Raw genomic sequence first — 13119 nt, 5'->3', positions numbered from 1 at the left:
GTGGTCTCCGAAAGGATTTGGTGAGGATTCTGGCATTGGACGCCTATGCGCAATGCATCAAGGCGTTACCAGGGAATGCAGATGAGTCTGGACCTGCGGGTCATTGGTCGTCGGTAACACTACGCAGACTATCCCACAGGCCCATCATTTGAGTGACTGCGGCATCCAGTGTGGCATGTGGAACATCGTCGCGAGCCAGTGTAGACAAGCCCAGAAGAAAACTGTCGAACGCAGCAGCGAGAGCCTCCGGTATCACCGTCGCGGGCAATTCCCCTGTAGCAATGGCGCGGTGGATGCAGGCAACGATACCCGCACGATTCAGGTTCCTGGCTTTTGCGAGCGGTGCGGAAATCGCCTTGCTCTCTTCCGAGCACGTGCTCATCAGACCTAACGCCACCAGGCAGCCCTTGGGATGATCGGGCTCGCACTGCATTTTTGCGGACCGGCGAAGGGTGAGTTCAATCGCCTCCCTGGGCGGCAGAGTGTTGTCAAACAGGCTGTCGGTAACCCGACCGTGGGTGGCGAGATAGCGCTCCATCACCTCATTGAACAGTGCCTGTTTCGAGCCAAAAGCGGCGTAAAAGCTTGGTGCGGTAATGCCTCCGCCTATGTTCGCCTTCAATTGGCTCAGGGATGTCGCATCGTATCCATGCTCCCAGAACAAATGCAGCGCCTGAGTGATTGCCACGTCACGGTCAAACGTGCGCGGACGTCCCATCTGTGCCATGCCGGGTCTCCTCCAGAATTATTTAAATACTAGTCGATACATAAGTCGTTGACCACCTGGGGTGTTCTGCCTATATTTGTATCGATCAGTATATTAGTGGGGAGATTCGAATGACGACAGACGAGAAACAGAGCGAAAAACTTCCGCTCGGGGCATTGCTGGCTTTGGCGATGACAGGGTTCATTTGCATCGTGACCGAGACGTTGCCTGCGGGTTTGCTGCCCGAAATCGGCAGTGGCCTGGGAGTCTCGGCATCGTTTGCAGGGCAAATGGTGACTGTTTACGCGTTGGGCTCACTGCTGGCAGCCATTCCGCTGACCATCGCTACGCAAAGCTGGCGTCGCCGAACAGTCTTGTTGCTGACGATTGTCGGCTTCCTGGTGTTCAATTCCGTCACTGCGCTGTCTTCCAGCTACTGGCTGACCCTGATCGCGAGGTTTTTCGCTGGCGTCTCTGCGGGGCTGGCCTGGAGCCTTATCGCGGGTTACGCACGACGTATGGTTGTTCCCCAATTGCAGGGCCGCGCGCTGGCGATCGCAATGGTGGGAACGCCCATCGCGTTGTCATTGGGCGTGCCTCTGGGAACCTGGCTGGGCGGATTGATGGGCTGGCGCATGGCATTCGGATTGATGTCCGCAATGACCCTGCTGTTGATCGTCTGGGTGCTGATCAAAGTGCCGGACTATCCTGGCCAGTCCGCGTCAAGGCGCATGGCATTGCGTCAGGTCTTTTTCACCCCGGGCGTGCGCTCGGTACTGGGAGTGGTCTTCACCTGGATGCTGGCTCACAACATTCTTTATACCTACGTCGCGCCGTTTGTTTCCGAGGCCGGGTTGGCGAGGGACGTCGATTTGGTATTGCTGGCATTCGGTGTCGCTGCGCTGGCGGGCATCTGGGTAACGGGTCGGCTGGTTGATCGTCATTTACGCAAGACGGTGTTGGCCAGCCTCGCGAGCTTCGCGGCGGTTTCGGTGTTCCTGGGTGTGTTTTCTGGCTCGGCCCTGGCCATCTATGCAGGCGTATTTATCTGGGGTCTGACCTTTGGCGGTGCCGCTACGCTTCTGCAAACCGCGCTCGCCGACTCGGCAGGCGAGGGCGCTGACGTGGCGCTTTCGATGAATGTCGTCGTCTGGAACAGCGCTATTGCAGGCGGTGGGTTACTGGGTGGTGTGCTGCTTGGACATTGGGGCGTGGGTGTATTTCCCTGGGTCTTGTTTGTGTTGTCAGTGCTGAGCCTGATTATTGCGCTACGGGCGCGGGTTCATGGTTTTGCGCGAGGCGATCGGCTTCTGGAGTAAATCGGTGCCAGTGGCTGGAGGCAACCACTGGACTTGCTTTTCGCTCAACAGACGGCGGTCGGCCAGGCGACCGCGATGGCGTGATCGGGTCACCGGCCGATCATTCATCAGGCGATGCTGTAAGCGTTGAATGCCTTGCCCTGTTGCAGCGCGGTGACGATGTTTTTACGGGTCACCGGCAGCTCGCTGCCTTCATTGTCGACGAAGGTTGTTTCCTGCAGTTCGGCGGTATCGCCTTCACCGACAAAGGTGAAGCCAAGAAACTCGAGGGCTTCGCGGTCGACATTAAGGTTGGAACGCGGGGTGCGCAACGGCAGGCTGACACTCTGGCCATCCTTGCTGATGGTGTAGACCTCGGCTTCCTTGCGGGCACGCGTTGTCTTGCTCTTGGCGGTAGTGGGGTTGCTGATCGCCTGATGCGTCTGGTTCAGCACCTTGAGCGCCAAGCCGTAGACCAGTTCCTGAAATGCCGGGTCATTCTTGTAGCTGGACAGAATACGGCTGATCGGGAACTGCGTGCCAAGATCGGCCAGTGCTGCGCTGTCTGCCGCTTCGGCATCCTTGAGGCGTTTCAGTTGGCCCATCAGTTCGTAGGCTTTGTCGTCATCGTGCTCATCCTGCGCCAGACGAATGGCGGCACGCAGCTCACGGATTTCTTCGCTTTCCTTGGCGGTCTGAAACGCATCAAGCACCATCTCGCTGATGGTCTTGGCCTGCGGCACGTGCTGGGAAAGACCAATTGCGCTTTCGTATTCCAGCTTGGAGGAGGTCAGGGCTTCGTTGGTCTGGGAATCAGGCATTGAATTTCACTATTTCAGGTTTGAGGCATTTCAGGTTTGAGGCGCGAAAGGCTCAGGGCGTTTCGGGGGGCGTAATTTAGTTGAGCAACGCGAGGATGTCACGGACCATTAGCCAGGAGGTCCAGTCAGCACCTCGGCTTTAACCGAAGACAAGCAAGAAGTGAAGGCACTGGCCAGACCCGCTATCAGGGTACGAAAGATGCATAAAGCGTTCAAAAGTCAATTTGATGACGCCCCCATGAAGCATGTTTATCGTTCCTCGGTCAGGCTCGCGCCTTCCATGCTCACCAAAGCACTGATTGGCTTTATTGCCCTGGTGTGTGTATCGCTGGTTTTGGCTACAGCCTGGCAGATGAACCAGTCCAGGCGTGAGCGTGTCGCTACCGCCACAATTACGGTTTCAAACATCGTTCTTGCTGCCGAGCAGCAAGCTCAGGATACGGTACGACAGGCTGATAATACGCTGCGTGATCTCGTGGAACGCGTGGAGCACGATGGTGTAGAAGGGCCTCAGCAAGCTCGACTGGCGAAGCGAATGGCTCAGGACGTGTTGAACGTCAACGGCATTCAGGGGCTTTTTATCTACGACGCTCAAGGCAACTGGGTCGCCAACTCTTTTTCTCAAGGTATACAGGTAAAAAACAACGGTGACCGCGCGTACTTCGTCTATCACCGCGACAACGCCGACGAGTCCATCCACATCGGTTCCATCATTGAGAGCCGCAGCACGGGAGACCGGGTCATCCCGATCAGCCGACGTATCAATACTGCGGATGGCACATTCGCAGGTGTGGCTCTGGCGACTGTGCCTGTGGCCTATTTTCAATCATTCTTCAAACGCATGGATGTGGACGACAAGGGCGTTATTTTCCTCGCGCTGAACAATGGCGACCTGCTGGCTCGACGACCGACGCTGGCAGCATTGATGACCACCAATATCGCCAAAGGTGATCTGTTCACTCGCTATCTGCCATACAGCGAGAGCGGCACCGCTGTGTTCAAGTCTGTAGTGGATGGCGTGGAAAGAATTTATGCCTATCGGCGGGTGTCCGGATTGCCTATCGTCGCCGCCGCTGGTGTGTCCTGCGAGCATGTATTCGCCCCTTGGTGGGCTTATGCATATCGATCCATGGCGCTGGTCGGCATGATCAGTTTGACCCTGGTTTTACTCGGCATCTTGCTATACAGGCAAATCCGGCACCTGATCACTGCGGAAAATGAGTTGAGTATCGCCAGAGCCGACCTCGAGATCATCGCCAGGACCGACAGTTTGACGCATCTGGCCAATCGGCGTTGTTTCGACGCTACCTTTCAACTGGAGTGGGAACGAGCTTCCCGAGATAACTCATCCATCGCCCTTATTTTGTTGGATATTGACTGGTTCAAACAATACAACGACTGCTACGGCCATCTGCGGGGCGACGACTGCCTAAGCCAGGTAGCGGGGCTTATCGGAAGCGGTATCAAGCGGCCTGGCGACCTGGCCGCACGATATGGCGGAGAAGAGTTTGTGATTCTGTTGCCTGGCACAGATTTAACGGGTGCTTTAAGCGTTGCCGAAGAGGTCAGGTTATCCATTGAAAACGCACTGATAGAGCACTCCGCCAGCCCGCTGGGGAACGTAACAATCAGCTCGGGCGTGGTTGCGATCAACGCACTCGAGAAGGAGGGTTACACAGCGGCCCTGAGGGAAGCAGATCGACTTCTTTACTGCGCCAAAACCAGAGGTCGCAACTGCGTCGAGGGGCGGTCGATGGCCCATTCCACACGAAAGCAGTTCATAGGCCAGCCCGTTCTGGATTCAGGCCACTGCTGAGTTGAGGTCTTGTAAAGTCGTGACCGCTTTCTACCATCCAAAGGGCCTTTCGACGACGAGCTTAAAGTTTCCAGATTTGGGTCGATAGCCTCTTTAATATGTCAGCCATCATTGAAAAGCAGGAATCTCGCATGCGCCTCCGAAACCTCAATTTAGCTCCACGAGCTGCCTTGTTTTTCGCGTCAATCATCGCATTGGTATTCGTGCTGGGGGTATTTGCAGTCCTGCAAATGGGCAAGCTCAGAGACGCCGAGAAAGACGTCGAACTCAATTGGATGGCCAGCATCCGCCAAACGTCGTTGATGAACACCACGACCCTTCGCCTGAGGCTCGAAACGCAGCGAGGCCTTGCTGACCCTCAATCCATTCAAAAGAATATTGAAAGCTTCGCTGGCTACCGTAAGGCATTCACCGAAGCGGTGGCGAACTATGAGCCCCTCATCGCCGATGAAAAGGAGCGCTCGCTTTATATTCCGGTAAAAAACAGTGCCGATGCCTATTCCAAGCAACTGGATATTCTTGAGCCGTTGATGAGACAGGGTGATATTGCGGCTGCGGTCAGCCTGGTGAGTACCAGCATCCGTCCAATGACGAACACTATGGAGGTGCAGATCAAAGACCTCACCAACTTTAACAACGAAGGCGCTGCACGGGCCGGGCAAACTGCGACGGATCTCTATGAAAACGGCCTGTGGCTTGTTGTAGGCCTGATAGCGGGTGTCGTTATCTTGACGGTCGGTTTGGCATTACTGCTGACGAAAAGTATTACCTCCCCGATTAATGACGCGCTGTCTGTCGCTGAGCGCATCGCGGCCAGTGACCTCTCCAAGGAGGTCTTGGTAAGCGGGACTGATGAAGCGGGGAGACTGTTGAAAGCGCTCGCGCAGATGCAGGCAAACCTGCGAAACACCATCATGCAGATATCCGATTCCTCTAATCAGTTGGCGTCTGCGTCTGAAGAGATGACGGCGGTTACCGAGGAGTCGAGTCGCGGCCTTGTTTCCCAGAACGATGAAGTCAATCAGGCAGCAACAGCGGTCACAGAAATGAGCGCTGCTGTTGATGAGGTCGCTCGTAATGCCGAGTCAGCTTCCGAAGAGTCAAAACGTACCCAAGGCTATACCGAGGTAGGTTTGGCGCGGGTGGCTCAGACGTTAGAGTCAATTGAAAAGCTGAACGGTAACGTTGAAAACACGAGCGAGCAGATTCAAGGGTTGTCAGACCGTGCTCAGAGCATCACCAAGGTTGTCGAGGTAATCAGGGCCATTGCAGAGCAAACCAACCTGTTGGCGTTGAACGCCGCCATCGAAGCCGCACGGGCGGGCGAGCAAGGCCGTGGATTTGCGGTGGTGGCTGACGAAGTAAGGGCTTTAGCCCATCGCACCCAGGTGTCTACTCAAGAAATCGAGCAGATGATTGCTGCCATCCAGAGCGATTCTGACCTGGCCGTGAAGGCGATGAATACGAGCAGAGACCTTGCGACCGAATCACTTGGCGTTGCCCAGGAGGCCAGTACCTCGCTGGATCAAATATCAACGGCCATCATTCAAATCAATGAACGCAACCTCATGATCGCGACCGCTTCTGAAGAACAGTCTCACGTCGCTCGAGAGGTGGACCGAAATCTGGTCAGCATTCGTGAGCTTGCGACACAGAGTGCTGCGGGAGCCGCGCAAACCGCGAGTGCGTGCGGTGAAATGTCGAAGCTGGCGGTTAATCTGAATCAGTTGGTTAATCGGTTTGTTGTGTAAGAACGGTTTTGGGGGCTGTATCCAGTTCCAGCATGAACGCCTTGAGGAGTAGGTCTTCCACCGCAGGGCTTGATTGCTTGATCAAGTTACAGCCGCCCGTGTGTGCAGTGAGGTAAAGCATGCCCTCAGATGTGCCCCCAATGTAGAAATCCACTGGAGGTGGATGGAGCTCTATGGTTTGTGGAAACGCAGAAATGATCAGCTGAACGGCCTGCCTGCCGACCCCTACAGAATATCGGGATCGCCGAAGAACATTTTGACTGGGTCCTAGCGCAGTATTTTCAGGTCGGAAAAACTAAACTATGCCCCCAGTTGTGCCCCACGTAGCGCGGGATATACGGGCGATCGAGATTTACGATCTCTAAGGCAAGCAATGCGCCCAGCCAAGAAACACCTGCTTGCGCACCACCGCGAACTCAAAAAACGCATCAGCGAGAACACCCCCAACGCAGCTTTGAAGCGAATGGATTACGAGAGTCTTATAACTGGCTACGGCATCCGCGGAACCATTTCGATAGAACTGAAAGAGATCGGCTACCCCAAGATCTGGGTAGATGCGCAGTTGTTCCCATGCTGATCCGAATAAGGTGGGTTCGGCCTATAACCATGCCAAATATCTTGAGGACGAAGAAGGCCAAGTCAATCTAGTCGTCAAGCTCTGTCCGGGGGTGATGTCGCCGAGGTCGCGATACAGTGAGCATGAGGAAAACCATAGTCATGCGTGGTCGTCCCTGGTTTTAACGGGTTGTGCGAAAACGTCGGCAAGCGCACACCGAGGACGGCGCACTAAAGCCTATCAAATGGTGTGACAGAGGAAGCGGCATGGACACACGTATCCAGCCCTCTACATAAATTGATTGCTCGACATCAAATCACCGTACTGGAAGTGCCTCCCAGTGGATTAATATGGATGCTATCTGGAACAGGCGCACGCAGTTTCGATGTTGGAAGGAGATTTCTGGTCGCAACTTGGCTCCTGGCCTTATCGGCAGCCAACGTATGTCCGCCCGAGATGCGAAAATAGACTGATCGCCCAATGAAGGGCTCGTTCGGCGGAAATTGTCCGCCAGGGACATGACGATGGACAGTAAGACAGAAGCAGCAACGCCCGGCTCGACCATGGATGCATCGATTTTCCAGAGCACGCTCCCCAACGCCGAGAAGCTTGAGCAGGCGCGTACACAGTTGCTTGACCTCTCAGCGCGAAATCGACTCCTTAATATGCCGCGATCGAGCCGTACCTCGGCGATAGCGATCGTTGATGAGAAGACATCCGAGGTCTATCGCCTCCTCGTTCGGGAGGGAAAGGCGTTTACCTTCCTGGCCGGCAAGGCGGCGACTGATGAGTCCGATGACGATTCGGCAGCCGACGACACAAAGCCGGCCATTGAGTCCGATGAAATCGACCAGCTTGCCCAACCCGACGACAGCGTCGACGAGAGGGGCGTACTCACCCGTCACAGCGACACAAGGCTCCAGACTCGGCTCACGGGCACGGGTCTGCAAAAACACCTGCTCGAGCTGTACCTGAATTCAAAGACGCTCGAAGAAGAACAGGGCGTGAACGTCCTCTTTGCCTCCCTTGGCGCTCTCAAGTGGATCGATCCGAACAATGCAGCGAACGTCCGCCATGCTCCCCTGATCCTGATTCCCGTCGAGTTGAACCGCGGAACGGCGGGCGAGAAATTCCGACTCAAGGCTCGCGCTGAAGATGTCGCATCTAACCTGTCGTTGGAAGCATACCTCGACCGCATTCACAAGCTTCGTATGCCCGCCTTCGAAGCCAGCGATAGCTTCGATATCGATTCCTATTTTACGGATGTTGCGGCTGCGGTGGCGGACAAGCCCCAGTGGGAAGTGCTGCGGGATGAGATGACCGTCGGGTTCTTCTCCTTTGCCAAATTCCTGATGTATAGAGACCTCGACCCCGCCGTGTGGCCTAAGGGCAACACACTCGTTGATCGCCCACTCATCAAAGGCCTGCTCTCCGACGGCTTCCCTGGTGGAGAGGGTATGCTCGACGAGAGCGCCAACATCGATCCGGTCATCCCGCCGGCGGAGATGCTCCACATCCTCGATTGCGATAGTTCGCAAGCTATTGCCATCCATGAGGTGCGTCGCGGTCGCGACATGGTGATTCAGGGCCCTCCTGGCACCGGTAAGAGCCAGACGATTGCCAATATCGTTGCGTCGGCCATTAAGGACGGCAAAACTGTTCTGTTTGTGGCGGAGAAGATGGCTGCTCTCGAGGTGGTAAAACGTCGCCTTGATGAAAAGGGCGTGGGCGATGCTTGTCTGGAACTCCACAGCAACAAGGCTAACAAGCGCGCGGTACTGGATGAGCTCCGACGCACTTGGGATCTCGGAGCTCCGAAGTCAGCTCCCACCGGAAGTCTAATTGCTCGCCTGACCGAAGCGCGGGACGAGTTGAACGGCCATGTAGCGCGGCTCCATGCTGTCGACCCAGCATCCAGTCTGTCCCCATTCCAGGTCATGGGTCATCTCGCGCGCCTGCGGCAAGCGGGGGTGATGCCCAACGATGTCGTTCTGGAGGGAATCGACGCTTGGGGGGCGGATGGTTTCGAACGGCGCCATACACTTCTGAGCGACCTTGTCACACGGATTGAGATCATCGGCACACCCGACGACCACGCTTTTACCGGGGTGGGCATCGAAGCGATGCTACCAACCGATCGTGAGCGTCTCGTCGCTCGTATCGAAACCCTGCGCGGCCAGCTCCAGAACGCCCGCCAGTACATGAATGCTACTGCCAGTTTGCTTGAAGCCGAGTTTCCGCGCACGCTCAAAGAGCTGGTCCCTGTCAGCGCACTCGCCCGGCGCATCAGTGTGGCGCCTGTGCTTGATGCCGCTGCCATGGCAGATGACGGTTGGTCAAACGTTTCGATGGTCGATACATTGCTAGCGTTGGGTCACCGCTTTGCCGCCTTGCGCCAATCGCTGTCGACCGAAGTCAATGTTGAGGCATGGGACGAGGACACCCACGAGGCGCAGCAGGCGCTCACCGAATGCCCTGGTGACTTCAATGCGGATGCCGTTCGCCGCCTCTGCGCCGTTCGCGACGCCATCCCGGCGTTATTGCAGGCTGCCCGCGGTCTGTCTCACGCACTGGGCCGCGAATGCGCGCCGACCGCTGGCGAATTTGCCCGCCTCGCCAAGATCGGCGAGCGGGTTGCAAATGCGCCACCGGCGAGCCCCGAAACGTTCGCTTCCGAGCTATGGGAGGGAGGCGTAGAGCGGGCCGGGCAGATCGCCCATACCGTCGCTGAGCTCGAAGGGGTTCGTACGTCACTGGCAGGTCAGCTCCAGGAGCTCGCTTGGGATATCGACGTAGGTCCCGCCCGCGCCGCGCTCGCTGCGAAGGGCACAAGCCTATTCCGCTTCCTCAGTGGCGACTGGCGTGCAGCCAACAAGCTCATGCGCTCGGTCCTGGTTCAGCCCGCCCAACCTCTCCCGGTGACCCTGGCTTCTCTCGATACCCTGATCCGCGGTCAGGAAGCGCGGCGCGTCCTGCGCAATGAAGACAGTTTTGGCAAGGCAGCCTTCGGTGATGACTGGCAAGGCGATAGCTCGGTCTCCGCGCCGCTCGTGGCTTTGGTTGAATGGATGCGGTCCCTGCGCGGGCTCGGGGCCGAACCCCGTCTCATCGCTTCCCGCGGTCCTGAGAAGAATGATGTCGCCCAGCGTTCGAAGTACGTAAGCCTTTTGCTCTCGCAGGTCGCTCCCGACCTGTCCGGCGTCCATGTCGATTTTCTTACACAGGCAACGCAGGCGTTCGGCGACGCCACCGCGCCTGAACAACTCGACCTCGAGTCGTTGTTGCAGCTCGCCGTCCGCCACACGAATGCCTGGTCGACGGTAAGCGGCTTCCTGATCCAGGCCCCCACTAGCGCAGAATCAGTCTGTGCCGTTTTTGAAAGGCTCGATGCGGGACGCGAGGCGCGTCAGGGAGTACGAGATGGGGATAGCCTCGGCCGCGCACTATTCGGCTCCGCGTGGCGAGGGCTCGACAGTGATTGGGACGCCCTCTCGACAGCCGCTGGCTGGCTCAAAGTCAATGGAGACATCCGCGCGCTGGCCGGTCGAGTCCATGAGCGTGAGGCTCTCATTCCTCGCGCCAAGGCTCTCGACGAACAGGCCGTGCATCTCGCTACCGCCTTCCACGCCATCGCAGATGAGCTTGCACTCGATCTATCAGCAAGTGTTGGTGCGCCGCTCATCCATGAGGCGCATCTGGATTCCCTGACAGGGCGGCTATCACGCTGGGTTACCGAGCAGGAAGAACTCCACCGGTGGCTGGCCTATCGCGATCGTGCTGCACGGGCCGTTCGCGACGGTTGCGCGGATTTCGTCGCCCGACTTGCTGATGGACGGCTATCGACAACGAGCGCGGTCGCTGCGTTCGAGTTCGCTTATTTTGAAGGGCAATACCGTCGGGTGCTGAAGGCTGAACCGGCTCTGGGCCGCTTCGATGGCGTCGCCCACGGCCATATTGTCCGCGAGTTCGCCGAGCTTGACCGCCTGCGTATCGCAGCGGCGGCAGGCGAAGTCGTTCAGGCTCACCACCAGAATGTTCCTCGAAGAGACAGTGGTTCGATTGGCCCACTCGGGGTGCTTCGGGGGGAAATTCAGAAGAAGAAGGGTCACATGGCCCTGCGAAAGCTGGTCGAACGCGCGGCACCTGCGCTCACCGCCCTGAAGCCAGTCTTCATGATGAGCCCGTTGTCGGTCGCGCAGTTCCTGCCGCCCGGTGCACTTGAGTTCGACCTGCTCGTGATGGACGAAGCGAGCCAGATTCAGCCGGTCGACGCCCTCGGTGCGGTGGCTCGTGCGAAGCAGGTGGTTGTGGTCGGTGACCCTCGTCAGCTACCGCCAACCAGTTTCTTTGCCAAGCTCACCAGTGGCGATGAAGACATTGACGAGGATGAGCCAACGAAGGTCAGCGACGTTGAAAGCATCCTTGGGCTGTTTACCGCACGCGGCCTGCCTATGCGCATGCTCCGCTGGCATTACCGTAGTCGCCACCAGTCGCTCATTGCAGTCAGCAACCGCCAGTTCTATGAAAACAAGCTATTCATCGTGCCTAGCCCCTGGACTCAGGAGGGTGGGCGTGGCCTGCGCTTCCACCATGTTCGGGATGGCGTCTTCGGTTCACCGGTAAAGAGCGTCAACGGGCCAGAGGCCAAGGTAGTCGCTGAGGCTATCGTCCAGCACGCCCGTATGCATCCGAATCTGTCGTTGGGTGTAGCAGCGTTCTCCGCGTCGCAAAGCCGTGCCATCTTCGACGAGCTTGAAGTACTCCGCCGTGGTTTGCCAGCGGAGGTGGAGGCGTTCTTCAACCGCCGCAACAGTGAGCCTTTCTTCATCAAGAACCTTGAAAACGTTCAGGGTGACGAGCGGGATGTCATCTTCATCTCGGTTGGCTATGGACCGACCGTACCAGGCGGCAAAGTACCCATGCGTTTCGGGCCTCTCAATAACGAGGGCGGCGAGCGTCGCCTCAACGTGCTGATCAGCCGCGCCAAGCAGCGATGCGAGGTGTTCTCCTCAACGACCGATGAGCACATCGATCCTGCATTTTCCGCCAGCCGCAAAGGTATCGAGGCATTCCGTATCTTTCTCCGCTATGCCCGCACGGGAAAGCTCGACACGGCTGCCGTCACGGGACGGGACTTTGATTCCATATTTGAAGAGCAGGTTGCCTCGGCTCTCGAATCTCGCGGATACAGTGTCCAGCGTCAGGTGGGCTTGGCTGGGTTCTTTATCGACCTTGCGGTGACTGATCCGGAGCGCCCGGGTCGCTTCCTCCTGGGCATCGAGTGCGATGGCGCGTCGTATCATAGCGCCCAGTCCGCCCGGGACCGTGACCGTCTTCGCCAGCAGGTTTTGCTCGATCATGGCTGGAACCTCCACCGTATCTGGAGCACCGATTGGTTCCAGCGTCCACAAGAGCAACTCGACCTTGTCTGCCGGCAGATCGATGCGGCTCGTGCTGCGTTCGACGAGCGCGTAGTCGAGGAGGTCCTTTCAAAAGAGCAGGCTGTCGATGCAGCTGCCATCGAACGGGAGCTGAGGACGGAAGACGGTGATTTCACCTTCGAACCGTATGTCGAAGCGAACCCACAGCGGCCAACACATCGTTCGGAAGAAATCCACGATACCCCGACCGGCGTTCTTACCGAGATTGCGGTTAATGTTGTGCGTATAGAGGGACCCGTGCATACCGATGAGGTCGTGTCCCGTATCCGTGACGCCTGGGGCGCCAAGCGAGCTGGTAGCCGGATTCAGGACGCCGTCGAAAGGGCCATCGATGTGGCTGTCCGCCAGAACTCTGTGGTGCGTGACGGCGTTTGGCTCGCCATGGCCAGCGCGCCTGTCGTTCCACGCGATCGTTCGCAGGTATCTTCACTGGCGCTCCGCCGGGCGGAGTATCTACCGGAGGCAGAACTTGCAGAGGCCATCGTCATCGTCGTAGCGCGTAACTTTGGCGCGAACCGCGATCAGGTCATCGAACGCGTTGCGCGCGCCATCGGCATCCGAGCTATCTCGGCTTCGGTACGAGAACGTGTGGCGGCGATGGTCGAGCACGTCGTCGCCTGTGGTCGTTTGGTTGATGAAGAAGGCCTCCTGAAAGTTCCGGAGTAGCTATTTTCTTGGGGGCGTCCTGACCGGTCCTAGAGTGTCATAAGACATTTGCGGTCGGTGAGGC

6 protein-coding genes and 1 pseudogene are annotated in these 13119 nt (G+C 57.6%); 5 read left to right on the top strand and 2 right to left on the bottom strand.

Features of this window, described 5'->3' with window-relative positions; all coding sequences use genetic code 11:
* Positions 1-100: 100 nt before the first annotated feature.
* Entirely contained in the window at positions 101-727 is a 627-nt protein-coding gene (locus tag RYC17_RS01285) for a TetR/AcrR family transcriptional regulator (RefSeq protein WP_058408130.1), read from the bottom strand.
* 110 nt (positions 728-837) lie between these two features.
* Here RYC17_RS01285 and RYC17_RS01280 point away from each other — a divergent pair, with 110 nt between their 5' ends.
* The gene (locus RYC17_RS01280; protein ID WP_122280798.1) at positions 838-2025 is read left to right on the top strand and encodes an MFS transporter; all 1188 of its coding nucleotides are present in this window, start codon (positions 838-840) and stop codon (positions 2023-2025) included.
* Positions 2026-2132: 107 nt separating this feature from the next.
* Here the strand turns inward: RYC17_RS01280 and RYC17_RS01275 are convergent, their stop codons facing one another.
* The gene (locus tag RYC17_RS01275) at positions 2133-2825 is read right to left on the bottom strand and encodes a hypothetical protein (protein WP_044317378.1); all 693 of its coding nucleotides are present in this window, start codon (positions 2823-2825) and stop codon (positions 2133-2135) included.
* Between the two features lie 238 nt (positions 2826-3063).
* On the opposite strand from RYC17_RS01275, the gene RYC17_RS01270 reads away from it, so the two are divergent.
* The 4 genes and pseudogenes from RYC17_RS01270 to RYC17_RS01255 all read left to right on the top strand — a co-directional run bounded on the left by RYC17_RS01270 (position 3064) and on the right by RYC17_RS01255 (position 13055).
* Positions 3064-4641: a sensor domain-containing diguanylate cyclase gene (locus RYC17_RS01270; RefSeq protein ID WP_316902399.1), complete on the top strand. Its 1578-nt coding sequence runs from the start codon at positions 3064-3066 to the stop codon at positions 4639-4641.
* A gap of 98 nt (positions 4642-4739) precedes the next feature.
* Positions 4740-6392: a methyl-accepting chemotaxis protein gene (locus RYC17_RS01265; RefSeq protein ID WP_410478440.1), complete on the top strand. Its 1653-nt coding sequence runs from the start codon at positions 4740-4742 to the stop codon at positions 6390-6392.
* A gap of 338 nt (positions 6393-6730) precedes the next feature.
* Positions 6731-7015: pseudogene (locus tag RYC17_RS01260) on the top strand (integrase); the annotation flags it as partial.
* Positions 7016-7472: 457 nt separating this feature from the next.
* Entirely contained in the window at positions 7473-13055 is a 5583-nt protein-coding gene (locus RYC17_RS01255; RefSeq protein WP_316902284.1) for a DUF3320 domain-containing protein, read from the top strand.
* Positions 13056-13119 lie beyond the last annotated feature (64 nt).

It is taken from the genome of Pseudomonas syringae group sp. J248-6 (assembly GCF_032586995.1).
Taxonomy (GTDB): domain Bacteria; phylum Pseudomonadota; class Gammaproteobacteria; order Pseudomonadales; family Pseudomonadaceae; genus Aquipseudomonas; species Aquipseudomonas amygdali.
The sequence above is the reverse complement of the archived record's forward strand: the minus strand, read 5'-3'. Positions and strand labels throughout refer to the sequence as shown.